This is a genomic window from Parabacteroides sp. AF18-52 (assembly GCF_003479145.1).
In the GTDB taxonomy this organism is placed as follows: domain Bacteria; phylum Bacteroidota; class Bacteroidia; order Bacteroidales; family Tannerellaceae; genus Parabacteroides; species Parabacteroides faecis.
In genome coordinates, this window is record NZ_QUGR01000010.1 from 21,450 (window position 1) to 44,477 (window position 23,028).

General features: G+C 44.4%; 18 protein-coding genes. 10 read left to right on the forward strand and 8 right to left on the reverse strand.

Annotated elements, in window-relative coordinates:
- Positions 1–6 precede the first annotated feature (6 nt).
- Positions 7–1,548 carry a DUF3078 domain-containing protein gene (locus tag DWX23_RS16260; RefSeq protein WP_122375257.1) on the reverse strand — a complete coding sequence of 514 codons (1,542 nt, stop codon included), beginning with the start codon at positions 1,546–1,548 and terminating at the stop codon, positions 7–9.
- Between the two features lie 537 nt (positions 1,549–2,085).
- Here DWX23_RS16260 and DWX23_RS16265 point away from each other — a divergent pair.
- The 3 genes from DWX23_RS16265 to DWX23_RS16275 all read left to right on the forward strand — a co-directional run bounded on the left by DWX23_RS16265 (position 2,086) and on the right by DWX23_RS16275 (position 6,708).
- Positions 2,086–3,690, forward strand: a complete 1,605-nt coding sequence (locus DWX23_RS16265) for a CTP synthase (protein ID WP_122352036.1) — start codon at positions 2,086–2,088, stop codon at positions 3,688–3,690.
- A gap of 11 nt (positions 3,691–3,701) precedes the next feature.
- A complete protein-coding gene (yidC, locus tag DWX23_RS16270; RefSeq protein WP_122375258.1) occupies positions 3,702–5,600 on the forward strand; it encodes a membrane protein insertase YidC in 1,899 nt (632 codons plus the stop codon).
- A gap of 274 nt (positions 5,601–5,874) precedes the next feature.
- Positions 5,875–6,708: a DUF6057 family protein gene (locus tag DWX23_RS16275; protein WP_122375259.1), complete on the forward strand. Its 834-nt coding sequence runs from the start codon at positions 5,875–5,877 to the stop codon at positions 6,706–6,708.
- On the opposite strand, the gene kdsB is transcribed toward DWX23_RS16275, so the two are convergent.
- Positions 6,683–7,447 carry a 3-deoxy-manno-octulosonate cytidylyltransferase gene (gene kdsB / locus DWX23_RS16280; RefSeq protein WP_122375260.1) on the reverse strand — a complete coding sequence of 255 codons (765 nt, stop codon included), beginning with the start codon at positions 7,445–7,447 and terminating at the stop codon, positions 6,683–6,685. The two genes, DWX23_RS16275 and kdsB, sit on opposite strands and share 26 nt — an antisense overlap.
- Positions 7,448–7,473: 26 nt before the next feature.
- On the reverse strand, positions 7,474–9,735 hold the full coding sequence (locus tag DWX23_RS16285) for a cation:proton antiporter (protein ID WP_122375261.1): 2,262 nt from the start codon (positions 9,733–9,735) through the stop codon (positions 7,474–7,476).
- A gap of 70 nt (positions 9,736–9,805) precedes the next feature.
- Here DWX23_RS16285 and DWX23_RS16290 point away from each other — a divergent pair, with 70 nt between their 5' ends.
- On the forward strand, positions 9,806–10,462 hold the full coding sequence (locus DWX23_RS16290) for a helix-turn-helix domain-containing protein (protein ID WP_122375262.1): 657 nt from the start codon (positions 9,806–9,808) through the stop codon (positions 10,460–10,462).
- On the opposite strand, the gene DWX23_RS16295 is transcribed toward DWX23_RS16290, so the two are convergent.
- On the reverse strand, positions 10,457–11,839 hold the full coding sequence (locus tag DWX23_RS16295) for a nodulation protein NfeD (RefSeq protein WP_122375360.1): 1,383 nt from the start codon (positions 11,837–11,839) through the stop codon (positions 10,457–10,459). The genes DWX23_RS16290 and DWX23_RS16295 overlap by 6 nt on opposite strands.
- A gap of 266 nt (positions 11,840–12,105) precedes the next feature.
- On the opposite strand from DWX23_RS16295, the gene DWX23_RS16300 reads away from it, so the two are divergent.
- The 6 genes from DWX23_RS16300 (at position 12,106) to DWX23_RS16325 (ending at position 18,088) form a co-directional block, all read left to right on the forward strand.
- Positions 12,106–12,615 carry an RNA polymerase sigma factor gene (locus tag DWX23_RS16300; protein ID WP_028728578.1) on the forward strand — a complete coding sequence of 170 codons (510 nt, stop codon included), beginning with the start codon at positions 12,106–12,108 and terminating at the stop codon, positions 12,613–12,615.
- A 138-nt stretch (positions 12,616–12,753) separates the two neighbouring features.
- On the forward strand, positions 12,754–13,782 hold the full coding sequence (locus DWX23_RS16305; RefSeq protein ID WP_122375263.1) for a low specificity L-threonine aldolase: 1,029 nt from the start codon (positions 12,754–12,756) through the stop codon (positions 13,780–13,782).
- 54 nt (positions 13,783–13,836) lie between these two features.
- Positions 13,837–15,666 carry an endonuclease/exonuclease/phosphatase family protein gene (locus tag DWX23_RS16310; protein ID WP_199673306.1) on the forward strand — a complete coding sequence of 610 codons (1,830 nt, stop codon included), beginning with the start codon at positions 13,837–13,839 and terminating at the stop codon, positions 15,664–15,666.
- A 27-nt stretch (positions 15,667–15,693) separates the two neighbouring features.
- The gene (locus DWX23_RS16315; protein WP_122352044.1) at positions 15,694–17,073 is read left to right on the forward strand and encodes a nucleobase:cation symporter-2 family protein; all 1,380 of its coding nucleotides are present in this window, start codon (positions 15,694–15,696) and stop codon (positions 17,071–17,073) included.
- A gap of 6 nt (positions 17,074–17,079) precedes the next feature.
- The gene (gene xpt / locus DWX23_RS16320; RefSeq protein ID WP_122352045.1) at positions 17,080–17,646 is read left to right on the forward strand and encodes a xanthine phosphoribosyltransferase; all 567 of its coding nucleotides are present in this window, start codon (positions 17,080–17,082) and stop codon (positions 17,644–17,646) included.
- A 28-nt stretch (positions 17,647–17,674) separates the two neighbouring features.
- Positions 17,675–18,088 carry a PaaI family thioesterase gene (locus tag DWX23_RS16325; RefSeq protein ID WP_075558412.1) on the forward strand — a complete coding sequence of 138 codons (414 nt, stop codon included), beginning with the start codon at positions 17,675–17,677 and terminating at the stop codon, positions 18,086–18,088.
- 18 nt (positions 18,089–18,106) lie between these two features.
- Here the strand turns inward: DWX23_RS16325 and DWX23_RS16330 are convergent, their stop codons facing one another.
- The 4 genes from DWX23_RS16330 to dnaG are packed head-to-tail and all read right to left on the reverse strand — an operon-like array spanning position 18,107 to position 23,025.
- Positions 18,107–18,631: a histidine phosphatase family protein gene (locus DWX23_RS16330; protein ID WP_122375265.1), complete on the reverse strand. Its 525-nt coding sequence runs from the start codon at positions 18,629–18,631 to the stop codon at positions 18,107–18,109.
- Position 18,632: 1 nt separating this feature from the next.
- Positions 18,633–19,943, reverse strand: a complete 1,311-nt coding sequence (locus DWX23_RS16335) for an ABC transporter permease (RefSeq protein WP_122375266.1) — start codon at positions 19,941–19,943, stop codon at positions 18,633–18,635.
- On the reverse strand, positions 19,940–20,866 hold the full coding sequence (locus DWX23_RS16340) for an ABC transporter ATP-binding protein (RefSeq protein ID WP_122375267.1): 927 nt from the start codon (positions 20,864–20,866) through the stop codon (positions 19,940–19,942). Before DWX23_RS16340 ends, DWX23_RS16335 begins: the two co-directional genes overlap by 4 nt.
- Positions 20,867–20,880: 14 nt before the next feature.
- Positions 20,881–23,025 carry a DNA primase gene (gene dnaG, locus DWX23_RS16345; RefSeq protein WP_122375268.1) on the reverse strand — a complete coding sequence of 715 codons (2,145 nt, stop codon included), beginning with the start codon at positions 23,023–23,025 and terminating at the stop codon, positions 20,881–20,883.
- Positions 23,026–23,028 lie beyond the last annotated feature (3 nt).

Consider the following 23,028-nt stretch of genomic DNA (forward strand, 5'->3'; position numbering starts at 1 on the left):
TTCAACTTACCATTTGTAATTGAAGCCGAAACTCAACACCTCGTTGATCTGCAGATAGCTGTCGAAGTCTTCATTCTTACTTACTGCATCATCATAACGCAAGTTAAGCGATATAGTAGTTGAGAAAAAGCGACTTATAGCCATAGTCAGACGATTTTCAAATTCTCCTAACATACGATCGTAACTGGTGAAATAGTAAAAACGTGAATACCAGCTTACGTTTCGGTTAAACTGAAATGTCATGGTTGCATTAATCGTAGAACCGAACTGACTTAACTTGCGTTCGAATTCACCTGTAGCTTCATCTTTTTTGAAACCGTGACGGCCTAAATCTATGTCTTTGTCCGTACTATACATAAATGTATAAGATAACGGAGCCAAGTTGGCTGACAACGATAATTTTTTATGACGTTTATTAGCAAAAGTTTTATTTAAGTCATATTTCATACCGAGACCGATATTGACATTGAGCGGAGCGAGAAATCCAGCTAGTTTATTATCTGTATTTTCTGCATAGTTGCTAAACATCTGCGTTTGGAATGTCGCATCTAATGTATAGAACCATTTATTGAAAGCCTTATAACCTATGTTGCTGTGAAGACGTAGGACATCATCACCTATTTTATAGTCACGCAAGGTGTCTTTTGGTGCTGTGTAGACATTCGTTTTCCATTCCAGTTCATTTGTGAACTGAACTTTATCTTTATTGTAATTATAAACGAAATATTGACGGTTAGTCAGATTCAGTGCACTGACACCACCTTTGTGCCAGTTCGGGGATATATAATTCTGCGCGAACTGGATCGCGCTTTCAAAGTGTGACGTCCAGAAACGTCTTTCCGGTATGAATTTTACCGGAGCATCCACATCGCTGAAGTCTGCTTCACTTTCCACTTTGATCATTTCCGGCTGGTAAGTCGGTTTTGTGATGACCTTGGCTATCACTTTATCCTGGGGCAGATCTCTCATTGAATACCGGAAATAGTTCGGGTAGTTTGCCTCTACATATTTATATGCTTTATTTTGAATCTGCCGTCTTAGCATTTCTTCCTTGAATATAGTGTCCGGAGTAAAAGGAAGCGGAATATCGACTCTAGTCTTCCAGGCATCTTTATCATAATAAGAAAGATCATCCGGTAGAAGCTTCCCCTTAAATATGATAGGAAGGAACAGCGGGTTTACTAGGATCGTATCCTGAAAAGTTACACTGCTGTCGAATATGGTGGAAGCGTCACGTACCAAGTGTGCCCAATACATCGCTTCATCAGACAGTTCGACCTCGTCTTTCTTTAGAAAACGAAGCAGATTCTCATTGGGAGTAACCGGAGCGGAATACGACCGGTTTTGTTTCTCGAATTGTGCCCGCAGGCTTATAATATTATCCAGGTCCGGATCTTCTATTTCAATCAGTGGGATAGTATCTGTCGCATCACTTTGTTCTGCATTGGTAACATCAGTCCCGCTAATGATAGTTCCTTCCTGCGCATTTGCCACGCCTGCCAGTAATGAAAGTATAGAAAACAGAATGAAGTATCTCTTGATAACCATAATACCTTTTAATTTACAATCTTTAGTATCTACGATGCGAAATTAGATAAAAAGTATGAGATGTGCTAATCTTTTACATGATATAACAATCTTAACTTATCTGTTTTTATAACGGGCAGTTAAACAAAATGTTATATAAGTCAGAACTTTATACAGCAGATGCCATTCCACTAAGTTTTTCATGCCGGCCGGTTAACCGGCGTATTACCGGAAACTATTGTCTCTTATATATACAACTAAGCATAAGGTGTACTACTTATCGGGCGTAACCTGTACTACATATATATAATAAGGTGTACATGTTATCATAGATATGTCCTACTACTTATAAATAGTTAGCTGTAATCCTGCTGTTAGTTTTACGGGATGTGAAAAATAGTTTCCGGGCATGCCGTATGTACCGGATGCCTATGCGGTTGTTTGTATTAAATTAAGGTTGAAAAAACTTCCATACCCTTGTCGTCTGAATGAAAATAACTAACTTTGCAGTTTTGAAATGCGAGTGAGCAATTAAAAGACAATTAAAATATTACTATCGTGGCAGATACAAAGTACATCTTCGTTACGGGCGGCGTAGTCTCTTCTTTAGGTAAGGGAATTATTGCTGCATCATTGGGTAAACTCCTTCAGGCGAGAGGCTACAAGGTTACTATCCAAAAGTTTGACCCCTACATTAATATCGATCCGGGAACATTGAACCCTTATGAGCACGGTGAATGTTATGTAACCGTAGACGGACATGAAGCGGACCTGGACCTGGGACACTACGAACGTTTCCTGAATGTTCCGACCACACGGTCGAACAATATTACGACAGGCCGTATTTATCAGAGTGTAATAAATAAAGAACGTAAAGGCGATTACCTGGGTAAAACTGTGCAGGTAGTTCCTCATATTACCGATGAGATCAAACGGAATGTGAAACTGTTGGGTTCGAAATATAAGTTTGACTTTGTGATCACAGAGATCGGTGGAACCGTAGGTGATATCGAATCGTTGCCGTTCATCGAAAGTGTGCGTCAGTTGAAATGGGAGCTGGGTAAGAACTGTATGTGCGTACATCTTACTTATGTACCTTACATTGCGGCTGCCAAAGAATTTAAAACAAAGCCGACACAACATTCGGTTAAGCAATTGCAGGAACTGGGTATCCAGCCGGATGTATTGGTTTTGAGAACCGAACATCTGTTGAGCAACGATATTACACGCAAGGTCGCTTTGTTCTGTAATGTTGATGCGGATGCTGTTGTGCAGTCGGTCGATGTTCCGACTATTTACGAAGTTCCGTTGGTATTGCAGCGTCAGAATATGGATGTAACTATCTTGAAAAAGATGGGACTGGAAGTAGGACCGACTCCGGAAATGAAACCCTGGAAAGAGTTCCTGAAGAAAAAGACGGATGCTACTGAAACAGTAAAGATCGGATTGGTCGGTAAATACGTGGAATTGCAGGATGCTTATAAGTCGATCGACGAATCATTGTTGCAGGCCGCTATCTATAACGATCGCAAACTGGACCTGCATTTATTCCATTCAGAGAAACTGACGGAAGCCAATGCCGCTGAACAGTTGAAAGACATGGATGGTATCCTGATTGCTCCGGGATTCGGACAGCGGGGTATCGAAGGTAAGTTTGCCGCTCTGAAATATGCCCGTGAAAACGATGTGCCTTGCATGGGTATCTGTTTGGGTATGCAGTGCATGGTGATCGAATATGCCCGCGATGTTTTGGGACTGACAGAAGCTAATTCGACCGAAATGGAACCGAATACGCCTTACAAGGTGATCGACCTGATGGAAGAACAGAAGAATGTTACCAATATGGGAGGTTCTATGCGTCTGGGAGCTTATGATTGTATTTTGGAAAAAGGTTCAAAAGCCTATGAAGCTTATGGAAAAGAACATATTCAGGAACGCCATCGTCACCGTTTTGAATTCAACAATCAGTATCGCGAGCAGTTTGAAGAAGCCGGAATGAAATGTACGGGAGAAAATCCTGAGACCGGTCTGGTGGAAGTGGTCGAGATCCCTGCTTTGAAATGGTTTGTAGGAGTTCAGTTCCATCCGGAATATAACAGTACGGTAGTTAATCCGAACCCACTTTTCGTGAGCTTTGTGAAAGCCGCTATTGATAATAAATAACAACGTTATAGATGGATAAAAACACATTAATTGGTTTTCTGCTTATTGGTATTGTTTTATTTGCATTCAGCTGGTTAAACAAACCGACGCCTGAGCAGTTGGAAGCTCAGCGCCAGTATCAGGATTCGATCGCGAAGATCGAACTGGCCAGACAGGCTGAAATGCAGCGCGAAGAAAGTAAAAGCACTGCCGATAATTCTTTTGATAATCTGCCGGACTCTGCAAAAACAGCCCGGTTGGAAAGCAGTTTCGGGGTATTTGCCGCAGCTATGACAGGAGCAGACGATGTAACTGTTCTGGAGAATGACCTGATCGAATTGCATATCAGTAATAAAGGGGGACGTATTTCGTATGCTCGCCTGAAAGATTATACCACGTATGATAATAAACCGGTTGTCCTGTTTGAAGGGAAAGAGGCATCTCTCGATTTTACCCTGGTGACAGCAACGAACCGTGTGTTGAATACGGCCGAACTGTTTTTTACTCCGGTAAAAACACAGGACCCGAACCAGTTGGTTATGCGGGTGAATGCCGGCGAAGGTAGTTCGCTGGACTTTATCTATACGATCAAGCCGGACGACTACATGGTACAGTTCGATATCAAAGGTACAGGTCTGAACGGTGTTCTGGCTCCGAGTACGACTGCTCTGGATATGGTTTGGAGACAAAAGATCCGCCAGCAGGAACAAGGTATCAAATATGAGAACAGATATACAGCCTTGTATTATAAATTCCTGGCTGACGGCGTAGAACAGTTGAGCGAAAGCAAAAGCGAAGATAAGAAAGTGTCGGGTCGTCTGAAATGGATCGCTTATAAAGATAAGTTCTTCTCGACGGTGATGATCGCTGACGAAGGTTTTGAAAGCGCTACTTTCGATTCTAAGATGGTTGAAGCCGACGGTATCGTTAAAGAGTTCAAGACAACAACGGCAGTGCCTTTCGACCTGAGAGGTAATGAAGCGACGACTTTCCGTTATTTCTTCGGACCGAACAGTTATCCGTTGTTGAAATCGTACGACAAGGGGATCGCTTCCGACCAGCAGCTGGATTTGGAACGCCTGGTTCCGCTCGGGGCTAGTGTATTCCGCTGGGTGAACCAGTATTTCGTTATCCCAATGTTCGACTTCCTGGGCAAATATATCAAGAGTTATGGCCTGATCATCTTATTGATGACGATCATTGTTAAGTTGATTCTGTTCCCATTGACCTATAAGTCTTATATGTCATCTGCGAAAATGCGTGTACTTCGCCCGCAGGTGGAAGAGTTGAATGCAAAATATCCGGGTCAGGATAAGGCAGTGGAGCGTCAGCGTGCTACGATGGAGTTGTATAGTCGTGCCGGGGCCAGTCCGATGGCGGGTTGTATACCGATGTTGTTACAGATGCCGGTATTGATTGCGCTGTTCATGTTCTTCCCGTCGGCTATTGAGTTGCGTCACCAGAGTTTCCTTTGGGCACATGACTTGTCGACTTATGATGCGATTTTCAGCTGGAATAAATACATTCCTATTATTACTCCGTACTTCGGTAACCATATCAGCTTATTCTGTTTGTTGATGACGATTACCAACGTTATCTATACCAAGTATAATATGGAAATGACCAATACCGGACAACAGCAGATGCCAGGTATGAAGGCCATGATGTATATGATGCCGCTAATGTTCCTGGTGTTCTTCAACCAGTATGCGTCAGGTTTGACTTATTACTACTTCATCTCTACATTGATCACGATCATTCAGACGTTAGTATTCCGCTATACGATCAATGAGGATAAGTTGCTCGCCAAGCTGGAAGCAAACAAAAAGAAACCGCAGAAGAAATCAGGTTTCATGAAACGTTTGGAAGAAGCACAACGTATGCAACAGGATCAGTTGAAGAAACAACAGGATCAGAAAAAGAAAAGATAATAAGAACCCTTTCCGGGAAAGATAAAAGAGAAGGCATGCCGGTCGAAAGACGCGGGCATGCCTTTTTTTATGACCGATTATTTAAATAAGTTGTATATTTTAATCAATCGCTTGAATTTGAAGTAATCCGGTGTACATTGTATTAAAATATTCATATATTTGCATTATTGGAATATGTCAACCTATGTGGATTATGATTATGTTGACGACTTATTTTGTCGGATTAGCAAGTTCCGGTTTGAAGGGTTTGGTATTGGTCTAAAACGGTTTACTGATGAATAAGAAAGAAAGGCTTTTGCAAGAGAGCGTAGCTGGACTCTTTGCATTGTTATGTATTCTCTTTTTCCAGTTTTTTGATCCTGATCGTTTGTTTCTGAAAGAGCAGATGGTAAGTATTACGAGTTTACCGGAAGTGTTGTCCGGATATTGGGGTAAACCGGCATGGCTTGCTTGTTCTTTAGCAAGGACTCTTACCTCCCTGCTTGTTCCCGTCGGTGGAGGTGCTGTTCTGATAGCATTGGTATTGTTGGCGGAATGGTGGGCTTCTCTTTTTATATTAAAGAAATTTCATGTAGGGGGAATGGCTCCTTTGTATGCCTTGTTTCCGGTGATATTGGAATGGGGAACTTATTGTAGTCATTATTACCATTTGAATTCTATACTGTCCCTGGTTCTGACACTCTATATATTCTGTGGCTATACGTTGATAAAGACGAAATGGCTTTCCTGGGTAGCGGGATTTGCTTTATTGTTCGTAGTCTATTCGCTGGTGGGTAGCCGGTTGTTTATTTTTGTCATTCTGGTGTTGCTGTATGAAGCGGAAATAGGAGAAAAACATTGGGTATACTGGGCTTTACTGCTGATAACAGGTATTTTACTGCCTGAATTTTTGAAAGAGTTGTATTCGCTTTCGGAGGAAGATGCATATCAGTACCCGCATGCATGGCTTCCGGCATTTTTCCCGGCTATCGTGCTGGCATGTGTATTGGTAGCTACGCAGTTTGAAAAAGTCCGGCATATGAAAATCAGTATATTGTCTGTCTCCATTACTACCGGACTTTTACTGGTATTGCTGCTGGTTGCTATATCCGGTTATGCTGTCGGTTGAGAAAAGCGAGTGCCTTTTCCATGTCTTCCGGGGTGTCGATGCCGATCGTTTCTTGCTGGGTAATGCCGACTTTTATCTTATAGCCGTTTTCGAGCCATCTGAGTTGTTCCAGGCTCTCGGCAAGTTCCAGCGGTGATTGGGGCAGATTGGTGATTTCTTTCAGTGTATCGGCCCGGTAGGCATATAAACCGATGTGTTTATAATAAGTATGGTTGGGTAACCATTCCTGATAATTTTTTCCACGCATATAAGGGATGATGGAACGGCTGAAGTACATGGCTTCGCTGTTCTTGTTGAGAACGACTTTCGGTGAGTTCGCATTGAACAGTGTTGTTTCGAAATCATCGTCCGGTCGGAAAGGTTTTACCAGCGTGGCGATCTGTGTACCGGTATCGGTAAAGCATCCTTTTAATGTTTCGATCTGTTCCGGATGGATGAAAGGTTCGTCTCCCTGGATATTGACAACGACATCATAACCATCTCCTACTTTGGTGTAGGCTTCGTAAACGCGGTCTGTACCGCTCCGGTGCTGGTCGGAAGTCATGACGACATTTCCGCCGAAAGCTTTTACGGCTGTTTCGATCCGGGTATCGTCGGTGGCGACACATACGGCATCCAGTACATCTTTTACCTGTTCATACACGCGTTGTATCATGGGTTTACCAGCCATGTCGGCCAACGGTTTCCCCGGAAAGCGGGTGGAGGCATATCTTGCCGGTATTATTCCTATAAATTTCATATCCGGTTGTTTTATTCGTTAGTTGATTATCTTACTGTTTTTCCTTCGCTGAGACGTAACACTTTTTCATGCTCGCCGACGATCCATACAATATCTCCCTGTTCGAAAACCGTAGTGGGAGGCGGATTCTTGATAGAGTGGGAGTCGCGTTCGATCCCGATGACCAGGCAGCCGGAATTGTCGCGAATACCCGATTCCAGAATGGTCCGGCCGATCAGTCCTGAACCTTCGCTGATAAAGAATTGTTCCATGTTCACCTCTTTTGTTTCCTGCAGGTTGTTCATCGATTCTTTATAGCGTTCTTCTATATATTTCCGGAAATGGGTCAGATCGTCGTCGGCACCGACAACGACCAGTTTGTCGAACGGATAAAGCCGTTCGTTTCCTCCCGGTATATTGATACGTTTGCCTCCACGGATGATCGTGACGATATTTACATTACATTTCTGCCGGAAGTTAAGCTCTTTAAGTGTTTTGCCCATACTGGGAGAATTCTGTTTTACTTCGAAGTCGGCCAGGTGAAGATCACGCTCCAGCAAATGGCTGGCAAATCGTTGGTTGATGGGGGCATTCCGTTCGTTTTCCATCTCCCGCGCAGTCAGGTTCGTGAAGAAATGGCGTTCCATCAGGATCGACTGTTTTTTCAACCGTTTGGAGAAAATGACCAGGGCAATGACTGTGGCGGCGATTGCAATCCCTATTCCGAGGGCCGTATTCAGCAATCGTGCGATCGGAAGCATAACGAGTCCTATACATAATATAATACGCAGCACGATCAGGGAGACGAGCGGACCACGGTTATATTTGTTGTCATGCCATAGTTGCTCATATTCCACCGAATGATTTTTCTTCATCATGATGGCGCGCAACATCGGAGAGATCAGAAGAAGGATCAGGACCAGTGAAATGCTTTGTCCTTGTATGCCGGGAAGTTGTTTGATGATGAACGGAGCTACGAACTGCAGCCAGATAAAGATCAGTACCAGGGTGACGGCGGTATAAGTACCTACAATACGTACCAACGCTTTTAGCAACTTGTCCCAGGCGCTTTTCTGCCGGATCGTGTTAGAGCCGGAAGAATAACGTTCGAGAAAATTCATCCAGCTGGCAGGAATGAGCCGTTCGGCTATTTTATAGGCAGGTTCCGCCATACGTATCATATAAGGAGTGAAAAAGGTCGTTATGACGGAAACAGCGACAACGATCGGGTAGAGGAAATTATCAGTCACCTTGAGTGTTAACCCCAGGGAAGCGATGATAAAAGCAAATTCGCCGATCTGTGCCAGGGAGAAACCCGATTGGATGGCGACTTTGACTGTCTGTCCTGACAGCAAGACTCCGAAACTGGCAAAAAGTATTTGTCCGATCATGACAACGAGGGTCAGTATCAGGATCGGGATCTTATATTCCCAAAGCAATACCGGATCGATCAACATGCCGACGGAAACGAAGAAGATGGCACCGAACAGGTCTTTTACCGGTTTTACGATGTGTTCGATATGTTCGGCATCGATCGTTTCAGCCAGGATCGAACCCATAACGAAAGCACCCAGTGCAGAAGAAAAACCGGCTTTGGTCGCGATCATGACCATCCCCAGGCATAGACCGAGACTGACGATCAGCAGCGTTTCGTCGTTGAGGAATGTTCGCGCTTTCTTCAGGAAAGAAGGGATGAGGTAAATACCGACGACAAAGCAGAAAAGGAGAAAGACACCTAGCTTAATCACGCTGTCCAGTAATTCCATACCTTCGACATGTTTACTTACGGCAAGTGTAGAGAGCAAGACCATCAGCAGGACGGCAAACAGGTCTTCTACGACCAGTATACCGAATACGACCCCAGCAAACCGCTGGTTACGTAGTCCCATATCGTCAAAAGCTTTGAATATGATCGTGGTGGACGACATCGAGAGCATTCCGCCCAGAAAAAGACTGTTCATATGTCCCCAGCCGAGCGATAATCCGGTGATATAACCGAATGTCATCATCCCGATAACGACCGTGACTGCCCCGATCACCGCTGTTCCACCGACTTTCATCAGCTTCTTGAAACTGAAATCGAGCCCCAGGGCGAAAAGCAGGAAGACAACGCCTATGTCTGCCCAGATACGGATACTTTCTACGTCTGAAACTGTGGGAATTTCTTTTATAGCCGGGCCTGCCAGAATTCCGGCAACAATATAGCCCAGTACGACCGGTTGCTTTAATCTCTTGAAAAGCAAAGTAACAAGCCCCGCAGAAATCAGTATTACTGCCAGGTCTGAAATTAATGAAGGGATCTGTGACATGCTTTCACTCTTTTTCGGTTGGCAAAGTTAGACATTTATTTTAATTTTGCCGGTCAAATAATGAGCCAAAATGAAGAAGAAACATCCGATAGAAGCATTGATTGAACAGGGCGAGCATCAACAGCTCGATTTCAAGTTCGAGGTAAGCGATAGTAAAAAGATTGCCCGTACCTTGTCTGCTTTTGCCAATACCGATGGCGGTCGGTTGCTGATAGGAGTGAAAGACAACGGGAATATCTCCGGTGTCCGTAGTGAAGAAGAGTATTATATGATCGAGGCTGCATCAAAAATGTATACTCAGCCGGAAGTTCCGTTTGAAGCCACCCGCTGGGAGATAAACGGAAAAACCGTATTGGAAGTTTATATTGCGCCCAGTGCGGATAAGCCCCACCTGGCACCTGATAAGGAAGATAAATATAAGGCCTATATACGTGTTGCCGATGAAAATATCCTGGCCAATGAAATCCTGATGCTTTCGTGGGAGAAAAAGCGTAGGAAAGACGGGACACTGGTGAAGATCAGCAAACCGGTGGAACGCCTGTTCGCCTATCTGGACGAACATCCATCTATCAATGCCGGACAGCTTTGCCGTATCGGCCATGTAAATTATTACACGGCCAGGAATATTTTAAGCGACCTGCTGGCGATCGATGCCTTGCGATATGTGGTCGTCGATAAACGTATCCTTTATGAGCGTGTGCCCGGTAATGATAAACTGGTACTATAGGGTGAATGTCTCCACATAGACTTGTGCATTCTCGAAACGGACGACTTTCACTTTCGTCCCTTTTTCGATAAAACCTGAATCGGATACGCCGTCATAGAGTTCGTTGTCGATCATCACTTTGCCCGAAGGGCGCAGAACGGTGAAGGCGGTTCCTTCTTTTCCGATCAGTGGGGCGAGGGAAGGTGATGAATGGGCATCTTCCAGATCTTTATGGAGTGCTACTTTCCGCAACATGCCTTTTGTCCCTATTTTGTTGGACAGCCAGATCATCAGAACGAAACCCAGTCCCAGTCCGATCAGAACGGTAAGGACTGCCTCGCCGATTTCCTTGGTGGAGACTTCTTCGAAATTGAAATCCGTATTATTCAGTAAACTAAGGGTTAATCCGGCTACCAGGAAAATGATCCCGCTGATACCGGCTATCCCGAATCCGGGTATGATAAATATCTCCGCCGCAATCAATAACAAGCCGATTATAAATACCAGGATTTCCCAGTTTTGTGCCAGGCCGTCGATATATAAGGGAGCGAAGTAAAGTATAGCTGCGGCAACGGCTGCTGCTGATGGAAAGCCGAGACCGGGTGTTTGCATCTCGAAGTAAATTCCCCCGATAATAATAATGATCAGTAACGATTGCAGCATAGGATTCATCAGGAAACCTTTCAGGTCGTCATACCAGGACGGTTTATATGTTTTCAATTCGTAATCGTTATATCCCAGATACTTTGTAATTACTTCACCGGGTGTTTCTGCAATGCCGTCGCAATATCTCCATTCCAAAGCCTCGTCGGCTGTGAAAGTAAGGACTTTTCCCGAGTCGATCAGTTGGGGAACGACAACGCGCTCATCTACCATGGCTTCGGCGATCAGCGGATCTCTTTTCCATCTGAAAGTCGTATCCTTTCCTTGTATGATCGTATCTTTTCCGTGTGCTTCGGCAGTCGATCGGATCATGGAGCGCATATATGACTGGTATTTGTCGGGTAAGGCGGCCCCAGTCTGATTGACGACGGTTGCTGCCCCGATATTGGCGCCTTTTCTCATAAATATTTTTTCACACGCAATGGATATAAGTGCTCCTGCCGAAGCGGCATTGTTGTCGATAAAAACGTAGACGGGTATCGGATTGTATAAAATTGCCGTACGCATTGAATCCGCTGCTTCGAGCAGTCCTCCATAAGTGTTCATGTGGAGAAGGATAGCATCCGCTCCCAACGATTTGGCTTCTTCCAATCCGTTACGGAGATAGATACGGGTGGTGTTATCTATCTCTTTCTTTATATCTATCTGGTAGACGATCTTTTGCTCTTCTCCCTTTGATTTAAAGGTTGTTACCAAAAGAAATAGCAGCAAAAACAAGAGTCCTGAATTTTTCATCATTTTGTCTAATTATCTATACTTTTTGTACTTTCTTGAAAATTGTAACATATAACTTGTAAATTTTGTATTTGTACAAGTTTACAACTTGCAAAAGCTGTTCATTTTCAGCAGTGTTTGTTATAAATATATTAAGTTACGATTTTTAATATTAATATTTCTCAAAGCGACATTCGATATCAATAATATTTCCTATATTTGTATTGTCTCTCAATAGTGAGGGGCTATACTTAACCGGTATTAACCTTTTATAAATAGTAAGTAATATGAATGCGTTGCAATTTCAGAAAAAATTATTGAGCATGCAAGAAAACATGATGAATTTTGCATTGATGCTCACCGCAAATCGGGATGACGCCCAAGATTTGATGCAGGACACAACGCTGAAGGTTTTGGACAATCAGGAAAAGTTTGTTGATAATATTAATTTTAAAGGATGGGTCTTGACCGTCATGCGTAATATCTTCATAAACAACTATCATAAGATAGTTCGTACGCAGACAGTTGTTGATCAAGGTGTTGATTTGTATAATTTGGACGTCGTTAATGATTCAGGGTTTGATTCTCCGGACGGAGCATATCAGATTCAGGAAATCACAAAGGCCATTAATGGATTGAATGATGAATTGAAAGTTCCTTTTTCCATGTTTTTAAGTGGTTATAAATATAATGAGATAGCAGATAAACTGAATGTACCGCTGGGAACCGTAAAGAGTCGTATCTTCTTTGCCCGCCAGGAGTTGCAAAAAGTTTTGAAGGATTTCCGCCTGGGATAGTGGTTAATATTCTAATAAACAAGTTAATAAAAAGAAGGAGTTTCCGTTTGGAAGCTCCTTCTTTTTTTAATATATGGATGATAAAAATGACATATTAATGAATAAATACGTACTTTTACTGCAAAATTCTAAAACACAATGAGAAGTTTTGCAAGCGATAACAATTCTGGTGTCCATCCCTTGGTGATGGAGGCTGTGATAAAAGCAAATGAGGATCATGCGATCGGATATGGCGACGATCCCTGGACAGCTGCCGCAGTGGCAAAGATCAAGAGTATATTCGGTGGAGAGGCATCTCCATTCTTTGTTTTTAACGGGACTGGCGCTAATTCGGTAGCGTTGCAGGCCGTAACACGTCCTTTCAATAGTATTTTATGTGCGGAAACGGCACATATTAATGTCGATGAATGCGGTGCTCCGGCACGTATGACCGGTTGTGCGGTTGTTACGATCCCGACCACCGACGGCAAACTTACTCCGGAGCTGATCAAGCCGCGTTTACATAACTTTGGCGTTTGCCATCATTCGCAACCGAAAGCCGTTTATATTTCTCAGGTTTCAGAACTGGGTACAGTCTATACGATTGAAGAGGTGAAAGCGATTGCAGACTTACTGCATGCTCATAATATGTATTTGCATATGGACGGTGCACGTCTGGCGAATGCCTGTGCCTATCTGAATTGTTCCATGAAGCAAGTGACGGTAGACGCCGGTGTCGACATTTTAAGTTTCGGCGGTACAAAAAACGGTATGATGATGGGAGAGGCTGTCGTTTCTTTCCGTCCGGAAATTACGGAAAACCTGCAGTATTACAGAAAACAGTCGGCTCAACTGGCTTCCAAACTACGTTACCTTTCAGCTCAGTTTATCCCTTATCTGGAAAATAACCTGTGGCTTGAAAATGCTATGAAGGCAAATATCAGTGCAGCGAAACTGGCTGCTGCGCTCAAACAATATCCGCAGATACAATTTACGCAGAAAGTAGAAACGAATCAGATATTCTTCACGATCCCATCCGAACCGTTGAAAAAACTCCAGGAGCGTTATTTCTTCTATATGTGGAATGAAGAAAACAATGAGGCCCGCCTGGTTACTTCCTGGGATACGACCGGCGAAGATATAGCTGAATTCGAACAGGATTTGAAAGAAGTAATGGGAGAATGTTAATCACTAAACTATAAACATATGAAACACGGGAGTGGGTTAATGGCGGTACTTTTTATGTTATTGCCGTTATGCAACCTTTATTCACAGGAGAAGGGAGCGAGGGAAGATAATACCTTGCGTATAATGAGTTATAATATCCGTAACGGGAGAGGAATGGATGATGTTTCCAACTTTCAACGTACGGCCGACGTGATCAATAAAGTGCATCCGAATGTTGTTGCCGTACAGGAAGTGGACAGTGTGACGGGCAGGAGCGGTCAGACCGATGTGTTGCGTGTGCTGGCTGACAAAACATTGATGTATCCGGTATATGCTCCTGCTATCGATTATGACGGAGGAAAATACGGTATCGGCATGTTGAGCAAAGAGAAACCGCTCGGTTATCGGTATCTGGCACTCCCGGGAAGAGAAGAAGAACGTGCCCTGCTTATCGTAGAATTTGAAAAGTATATTTATTGTTGTACCCACCTTTCCCTGACAGGGGAAGACCGCCTGGCTTCGTTGGAGATTATCAGCAGAGAAGCTGCAAAGGCGAATAAGCCTCTCTTTATTGCCGGCGATTTTAATGCTCATCCGGATTCGGAAGTCATTAAAGGTATACAGAACGATTTTGTAATCCTGACAAATACCAAGCAACCGACTTTCCCGGCAGATGAACCGACTGAAACAATCGATTATATTGCGGCTTATGCAAAGGATACTACTGCCTTTACACGTCTTTCCGCCTGGGTAGTCGATGAACCGGCAGCTTCCGATCATCGTCCGATCGTAACGGATATCGTTTTCAAACAACCCGCTGACAAGATCTTCCGTACGGAACCTTATTTGCAGAATCCGGTAGGGAACGGAGTTACGGTTATGTGGCAGACTACTGTTCCTGCTTATAGTTGGGTTGAATATGGCACGGATAAGAATCAGTTAAAGAAAGCGCGTACCATCGTGGATGGTCAGGTGATCTGTAACGATTTGCAGAATAAGATCAGGCTGAATGACCTGGAACCGGGTAAGACTTATTATTATCGCGTTTGCTCTCAGGAAATCATGCTTTACCAGGCTTATAAGAAAATATTCGGGGAAACGGCTGTTTCCGATTTCCATACATTCACGTTGCCGGAATCTTCTACATCCGATTTTACAGCCATTATCTTTAATGACCTTCATAAGCATTCGGAAACATTGCAGGCACTATATAATCAGGTAAAAGGTGTAGATTATGATTTCGTTATCTTTAACGGCGATTGTATCGACGATCCCGCCAATCATGATGAAGCAACTCATTTTCTTTCTGAACTGAATGAAACGGTCGGGGCAGCGGATGTTCCCGTATTCTATCTGCGTGGTAACCATGAGATCAGGAATGCTTATTCGATCGGTTTGCGTAAACTGTTCGATTATGTCGGCGATAAGACATACGGTGCGTTTAACTGGGGCGATACTCGTATCGTCATGTTGGATTGCGGTGAAGATAAACCCGATGACCATTGGGTTTATTATGGCCTGAATGATTTCTCCGCCCTGCGTGAGGCACAAGTAGGCTTCCTGAAAGAAGAACTGGCTTCCAGGCCGTTTAAACAAGCAACGAAACGCGTGTTGATCCATCATGTGCCTATTTATGGAAAAGATGTAGACCGTTATAATCCTTGTCTGGAATTATGGGGTGGCTTATTGGCGAAAGCTCCGTTCAATGTATGTATCAATGCACATACTCACCGTCATGCTTATTATCCGAAAGGGGTTGCCAATGGTAACAATTTCCCGGTTATCGTAGGTGGCGGTTACCGGATGGACGGTGCGACGGTCATGGTACTTCAGAAAAAAGGAAAGGATATGACTTTGCGTGTATTGAATGCCAAAGGAGAGACCCTTCAAGATCTGAAACTGTAATTAAATATTTATCATCAAATAACAAATATGGATATAAATACTGAAGAGTTAGAAGAGACTATTATTCCGGTAAAAGAAACAGATTTGATTTACGGTATAGATGACCGTCCGCCTTTGAAAGAGGCTTTGTTTGCAGCTTTGCAGCATTTGCTGGCTATCTTTGTCGCGATCATTACTCCGCCGCTGATTATTGCGGGTGCTTTGAAGCTCGATCTTGAAACAACCGGCTTCCTGGTGTCGATGGCTCTTTTCGCTTCCGGTATATCCACATTTGTACAATGTAAACGGATCGGTCCGGTAGGAGCCGGACTGCTCTGTATACAGGGAACGAGTTTCTCGTTTATCGGACCGATCATTTCAGCCGGACTAGCCGGTGGCCTGCCGCTTATTTTCGGTGTTTGTATGGCTGCTGCTCCGATCGAAATGATCATTAGCCGGACATTCAAATATATGCGTTCGATCATTACTCCGCTGGTTTCCGGGATTGTCGTGCTGTTGATCGGATTGAGTCTGATCAAGGTCGGTGTAGTCTCCTGCGGAGGTGGGTTTGCTGCGATGGATAACGGAACGTTCGGTAGTTTGAGGAATATCGGTGTGGCGGCAACGGTATTGCTGAGTGTACTGTTCTTCAATCGTTGTAAAAACAAATACCTGCGTATGAGTTCGATCGTACTTGGGCTGTGCATCGGTTACGGACTGTCTTTTGCCTTAGGCATGGTCGATATGAGTGCGGCTTCTTCACAGAACCTGATGGGATTCAATATCCCGGTACCTTTTAAATACGGACTCGACTTTAATATCTCTTCTTTCATTGCTATCGGCCTGGTTTATCTGATCACGGCTATCGAAGCGACAGGAGACGTGACAGCCAACTCCATGATTTCCGGTAAATCGATTGAAGGAGAGGGGTATCTGAAGCGTGTTTCGGGTGGTGTGCTGGCAGACGGTGTAAATTCTTTTGTTGCCGGTGTCTTTAATTCGTTTCCAAACTCTATCTTTGCACAAAATAACGGGATTATCCAGTTGACGGGCGTTGCCAGCCGTTATGTCGGCTATTATATTGCCGGCATGTTGATTTTACTGGGATTATTCCCGATCGTGGGAGTGGTGTTCTCTTTGATGCCCGATCCGGTTCTCGGAGGGGCGACATTACTGATGTTCGGGACGGTAGCAGCTGCCGGTATCCGTATCATCGCTTCACAGGAGATCAACCGGAAAGCGACACTGGTATTGGCTGTCAGTCTTTCCCTGGGATTAGGGGTAGAACTGATGCCTGATATTTTGAAAACAGCTCCGGAAGCTATAAAGGGAATATTTTCATCCGGTATCACTACCGGCGGTTTGACGGCGATCATAGCCAATGTCCTGATCCGCGTAAAAGAAGACAAAGTAGATAAAACAGAATAAAAACACATGGAATTACTTAAACAGCGTATTTTGCAAGATGGCAGATGTTATCCGGGAGGCATCCTGAAAGTGGATAGTTTTATTAATCATCAGATGGACCCGATGCTTCTGTATAAGGTTGCTGAAGAATTTATCAGACGTTTTGAAGGAGAACATATCAATAAGATCGTGACGATCGAGGCCAGTGGTATTGCTCCGGCTATCATGGTCGGATATATCTTGCAATTGCCGGTGGTATTTGTGAAGAAGAAACAACCGAAGACAATGGAGAATATGCTGAGTACGGTAGTCCATTCTTTTACGAAAGATCGTGATTATACGGTTTGTATCAGTAATAACTTCCTGACAGCCGACGACCATATTCTTTTTATCGATGACTTCCTGGCTTTCGGTAATGCGGCTATGGGAATGCTGGATCTGGCAAAACAGGCAGGTGCTACTATTTCCGGCATGGGCTTTATCATTGAGAAAGCCTTTCAGGACGGTGGAAAAGCTTTGCGTGAATCGGGTATCCATGTGGAAAGCCTGGCAATCATAGATAATCTGGATGATTGTAAGATCACGATCCGCTAGAAGGAAACCAACTAATTGAGTAAAAATAATGAATACAGAAGTAAAAGAAAGATTGCTTGACAGGGTAAAGACGAACCCATATGTAAATCATTTGGGCGTTCAATTCACGACAGTAGAGGATGGAATAGTCGAGGCACGCATGCCTTTACATGATGAACAACGCCAGTACAGCGGGGTTATTCACGGAGGTGTGCTGGCGGCTTTGGCGGATACGATCGCCGGTTTTGCCGCTTATACGATGACACCGCTGGACAAAGATGTCCTGACGGCAGAATTGAAAGTCTCTTTTTTAAGAGCCGCCTGGGGCAAGGAACTGATCGCTAAAGGAACGGTGATCAAACCTGGACGTCACGTTCATTTCAGCGAGTGTGAGATTTATTGCGACGATAAACTGGTCAGTAAAGCATCCGGTACATTCAGTGTCGTGCAGCCCCAGGTATAAACAATAACAAAGAATCATTCAGATTGAAAAGCGCAGACAAGCTGTGTTTTTCATGATCGGCAGCTTCAGGATATCCTCTTGCTGCCTTTTTTCTATCCGTACGATAATGGCACGGTTGAAACCTCCGTGTCCGATCGCCAGGATACGTTTTCCGGGGAAGTTCGTTTGCAGGAATTGCAGAAACTCTCCGGCTCTTTTATATAAAGCCTCCAGGCTCTCTACGCTTTCCGGGAGTTTTTTGAAATCCAGTTCATTGGCAACCTTTCCGGTGTAAACACCCCAGTCCATTTCCCGGAGTAGCGGCGTTTGGACCGGCTCCAGTCCTTTTCGGCGGGCAACGGCCATGGCGGTATCGTAACTCCGTGCCAGGTCGCTGCTAACGATGATATCGATCTCTTCCTTTTCTAACAGGTCGGCAAGTTGTTCCGCCTGTTGTTTGCCCAGTTCGGAGAGATGTCCGGGCATCTGTCCCTGCATGATGCGTAGTTTATTTTCTTCCGTCTCCCCGTGACGGCTTAGTATAAGCGATATATTCTGTTCCATATTATTTATATTTGATCCATTTGATCATCTCTTTGATGCTCGGTTTCTTTCCGTACATCAGGATACCGACCCGGTATATCTTGGCGGATATCCAGACAATTCCGATAGCGGAAGCGTATAATAACGCTACAGACAATAGCTTTTCCCATAACGGTATTTCAAACGGGATGCGTACCATCATGACGATCGGAGAGGTGAACGGAATCATCGAACACCAGAATGCCAACGGTCCGTCCGGGTTCTCCATACTATATATACCGGCGTACAAAGCAAAGATCATAAAGATCGTAACCGGAGCCATAAACTGCTGGGTATCTTCCTGGCTGTCGACAGCCGAACCGATAGCAGCAAATATGGAGGCATATAACATATAACCGCCAATAAAATAGATGATGAAAGAGATTCCTATTTCCGCAATATTAATCGAATTGATAATTCCCATAATCTCATTGCCCGAAGAGGAAGCTAGTGCGCCTGCATCCATCATTCCCATGGACGGGGTTGCCTGTAAGGCTGTCACATCCGCACCACCGGAGAACATGAATCCTCCGACAGCCACGAGGATCGTTGTGATAACTCCCCACAGGAATACCTGTGTCAGCCCGACAAAGCCGATACCGATGATTTTCCCCATCATCAGATCGAACGGGCGAACCGATGAGATCATCACTTCAATGATACGGTTGGTCTTTTCTTCCATAACACCTTGCATCACCATTGCTCCATACATCATGATAAACATATAAATGATAAAGGTAAATACCATCCCGATCACGGAAGCCACGGTAGCCGATGAGGCACTTTCCTTGCCGTCTTCACTCCATTTGATCGTTTGTACATTAAAGTTGATCTTACTTTCCCGGATGATCTCTTTCAGGTTAGGGATATTGAAGGATGCCAGTTTCTCGCTTTCCAGCTGTTTGCTGAGTGTCTGGTTGACCATCCGGCTCAGTTCTACCGGTACTTGTTTTTCAGAATACAAGGTCGCTGCTTTGGGATTGTCCAGCAGATCGTCCGTGATACTCAGGAAGGCAAATATTTCTTTGTCCTCGTTTTGCCGGTATTCATCCAGCGTCTTATTGCTATGGATGAAATGATAGCTTTCATTATTCTCGAACAACGGGGCATACTTTCCGGTCGTATCGATGATGGCAACGTTACGTACTTCGTCTCCCTTGATGGTCGATAACCATAACGGCACGAATACCAGTGCGGCGAACAGAAATGGTGTAAGGAATGTTAGCAGGATAAACGACTTTTTGCTTACCCGGCGTAGATATTCTCTTTTGATAATAAGTCCTATTTTATTCATGCCTGTGTAGAGTTTGTGCCCGAAACGGTATTAATAAATATATCATTCATGGATGGAAGTTCTTCGGTAAACGATAGAATCTCGACCTCTTCGGATAAAGCGGATAATAAAGCGGAATTGCTGACTCCGTCTGCTTTATGGATTTGTAATTCGCGTATTCCACTTTGGTCTTTTTCAGAAAGCAGCGTGAAAATATCAGAATGATCGTTTGAAAGTTCGCTGTCGGATGAGATACGCAGTGTAAACGTATTGTTACGAAAACGGTTTCTGATCTCCGCTACATTACCCGACAGTACGACTTGCGATTTGTTGATCAGGGCTATATTGTCACATATTTCTTCGACCGAAGCCATATTATGGGTAGAGAAGATGATCGTATGCCCTTTTTCTTTCAGTTCCAGGATTTCCTGTTTCAGCCGTTCTGCATTCACCGGGTCGAAGCCGCTGAACGGTTCATCGAAGATGAGTAATGCCGGTTCGTGTATCACGGTTATGATGAACTGTACTTTCTGTTGCATCCCTTTTGATAACTCCTCCAGTTTCTTATTCCACCAGGGCATGATGTCGAACTTTTCAAACCAGCGGGTCAGGCGGGTCCGGGCTTCCTGATAGGACAATCCTTTCAGTTGGGCGAGATAAATGGCCTGTTCGCCGACCTTCATCTTTTTGTATAATCCCCGTTCTTCGGGCAGGTAACCGATCTGATAAATATCTTCCGGCTTCGATTCGCGGCCGTTGAAACGGACAATCCCGCTGTCAGGAGCCGTGATACGGTTGATAATACGGATCAGCGTGGTTTTTCCGGCACCGTTCGGTCCGAGTAACCCGAATATTTTCCCTTCGGGAACTTGTATGCTGACTTTATTCAGGGCAAGATGATTGGCATATTGTTTGACCACATCTTCTGTTTCCAGAAAGTTCATAGGCTTTAAGATTGTTACATTTTTAATACGATACGTTCTCCTAATTCTTTACTCAATACATTTTTTATTTCGTTCAGGTGGGTGAGTTGTTTCATCAACTCGAACACCTTATCTTCATTTCCCTGGGCATGTGCCTCTTTAATACCCAGTTGTGCCTCCTTTATCTGCCGGAGGATATAGGCATCTTTCATGGCATATAGTTCACGGATGACCAGTTGGTCCAGTTTATCCTGCTCCTGTTCCAACTCGCGGTATTTACTGTGATATTTGCTTAGTTGATACTTTTCGCTGATCAGGTTGGCGGCAAGCCTGCTGACATTCGGGTCCGGATGGGCCAGAAAATAACGGCTGGCTTTAAATCCCTCGGTCTTGCATTTCTCTGAGGCTTCGTCGAGCATGCTTTTAAAGATAGGGGTATAAAAAGTCAGATCGTCACGCTCCAGGTCGTAACGGATATATTCTGCTACTCGCATTATGACCTGTTCGTTTGTCTCCTCATCCACATAATCGAACAAGACCTGTTCACCGTACCGCACGATATATTTCAACAGCGTAAGCTCATATACCTCATACGGAGAGCGTTTCGGTTGGACGGAGTGGGCCGGTTGTGTAGGTTGTACCGGCGGAAAATCGGGCGGTGGAACCTCCATAGGCCCTGTCTCTTCCATCGGATATTCTTCCATTGGCGGTGGAGGAGGAGGCATATTATCGTCCGGTAATGGCATCGCATCGTCCGGCGGTGGCAAAAAGCTATCCTCAACGATTGGCTGGTAACCGGGAATATCAGGATATTCCGGTATTATACTCATCGTATTGGATACCGGAGGAGTACCCTGTGTATTTTGTCTTTCTTCTTTGCTTAAACGAATTTTATTGACTTCGTTCAACAACACCTGTTCGTCTATCTCCATCATTGCACTGCATTCGCGGATATAGATTGAACGGGCAATATTGTCGGGAATGATGGCTACCGTACGTATAATATCCGTGATCAGCGACGATCGTTTGATCGGGTCGTTTCCTGCATCATCCAATAATAAACGGGTTTTGAAGCGGATAAAGTCTGTTTCGCTCTGCTTGATAAATTCAGCAAACTGACTGGCATTGTGTTTACGGGCGAACGAGTCGGGGTCTTCACCGTTGGGGAGCAGGACCACCTTGACATTCATGCCGTCTTCCAGCAACAGGTCAATACCGCGCAGAGCGGCTTTGATACCGGCGGCATCACCGTCATATAATACGGTTATGTTACTGGTGAAACGGTGTATAAGCCGTATCTGTCCTTGTGTAAGAGCTGTACCGGAAGAAGCGACGACATTCTCGATTCCCGCCTGGTGCATGGAGATCACATCGGTATAGCCTTCCACCAGGAAACAGCGGTCTTCCTTTACGATGGCCTGTTTGGCGAAATAGATACCGTACAACTCATTACTCTTGTGATAAATCTCACTTTCCGGTGAGTTGACGTATTTGGCTGTCTTCTCGTCTTTTTTGAGTACGCGTCCACCGAAAGCTACGACTTTTCCGCTTAGGGTATGTACAGGAAAGATCACACGGCCACGGAAACGGTCATTGACTCCTCCGTTGTCATAGACGATGACGAGTCCTGTCTTTTCGAGAAATTCTTTTTTATAACCGTTCTTGGTTGCTGCCTTATATAAAGCATCCCGCTGGTCGAGACTGTAACCTAACTGAAATTTACGGATGGTGTCTTCCCGGAATCCACGTTCGGCAAAATAACGCAATCCGACGGTTTTCCCTTCTACGTGTTCGTACAGCTGGGTGCTGAAATACTGTTGTGCCCAACTGTTGACGATCAACATACTTTCCCGGTCGCTGCGTCTTTGCTTTTCCTTATCGGTCAGTTCCCGTTCCTGTATCTCGATGTTGTATTTCTTGGCAAGATAACGTAAGGCATCGAAATAGTTCAGCTGTTCATGCTTCATAATAAAATGAACAGCCGTGCCTCCTTCGCCGCAGGCAAAACATTTACATATATTTTTAGCCGGAGAGACGTAGAAAGAGGGTGTTTTGTCAGTATGAAACGGACATAATCCTACATAGTTGATCCCTCGCTTACGCAAGGTAACGAATTCAGAAACAACATCCACAATGTTTGCAGCGTCAAGTATCCGGTCTATGGTAGGTTGATCGATCATTTA

Excerpts from the sequence above, each read along its gene's own strand:
- DWX23_RS16260 (WP_122375257.1), bottom strand. The coding sequence starts at position 1,548 with ATGGTTATCAAGAGATACTTCATTCTGTTTTCTATACTTTCATTACTG.
- yidC (WP_122375258.1), top strand. The coding sequence starts at position 3,702 with ATGGATAAAAACACATTAATTGGTTTTCTGCTTATTGGTATTGTTTTA.
- DWX23_RS16275 (WP_122375259.1), top strand. The coding sequence starts at position 5,875 with ATGAATAAGAAAGAAAGGCTTTTGCAAGAGAGCGTAGCTGGACTCTTT.
- kdsB (WP_122375260.1), bottom strand. The coding sequence starts at position 7,447 with ATGAAATTTATAGGAATAATACCGGCAAGATATGCCTCCACCCGCTTT.
- DWX23_RS16285 (WP_122375261.1), bottom strand. The coding sequence starts at position 9,735 with ATGTCACAGATCCCTTCATTAATTTCAGACCTGGCAGTAATACTGATT.
- DWX23_RS16290 (WP_122375262.1), top strand. The coding sequence starts at position 9,806 with ATGAAGAAGAAACATCCGATAGAAGCATTGATTGAACAGGGCGAGCAT.
- DWX23_RS16295 (WP_122375360.1), bottom strand. The coding sequence starts at position 11,839 with ATGAAAAATTCAGGACTCTTGTTTTTGCTGCTATTTCTTTTGGTAACA.
- DWX23_RS16300 (WP_028728578.1), top strand. The coding sequence starts at position 12,106 with ATGAATGCGTTGCAATTTCAGAAAAAATTATTGAGCATGCAAGAAAAC.
- DWX23_RS16305 (WP_122375263.1), top strand. The coding sequence starts at position 12,754 with ATGAGAAGTTTTGCAAGCGATAACAATTCTGGTGTCCATCCCTTGGTG.
- DWX23_RS16310 (WP_199673306.1), top strand. The coding sequence starts at position 13,837 with ATGTTATTGCCGTTATGCAACCTTTATTCACAGGAGAAGGGAGCGAGG.
- DWX23_RS16315 (WP_122352044.1), top strand. The coding sequence starts at position 15,694 with ATGGATATAAATACTGAAGAGTTAGAAGAGACTATTATTCCGGTAAAA.
- xpt (WP_122352045.1), top strand. The coding sequence starts at position 17,080 with ATGGAATTACTTAAACAGCGTATTTTGCAAGATGGCAGATGTTATCCG.
- DWX23_RS16325 (WP_075558412.1), top strand. The coding sequence starts at position 17,675 with ATGAATACAGAAGTAAAAGAAAGATTGCTTGACAGGGTAAAGACGAAC.
- DWX23_RS16330 (WP_122375265.1), bottom strand. The coding sequence starts at position 18,631 with ATGGAACAGAATATATCGCTTATACTAAGCCGTCACGGGGAGACGGAA.
- DWX23_RS16335 (WP_122375266.1), bottom strand. The coding sequence starts at position 19,943 with ATGAATAAAATAGGACTTATTATCAAAAGAGAATATCTACGCCGGGTA.
- DWX23_RS16340 (WP_122375267.1), bottom strand. The coding sequence starts at position 20,866 with ATGAACTTTCTGGAAACAGAAGATGTGGTCAAACAATATGCCAATCAT.
- dnaG (WP_122375268.1), bottom strand. The coding sequence starts at position 23,025 with ATGATCGATCAACCTACCATAGACCGGATACTTGACGCTGCAAACATT.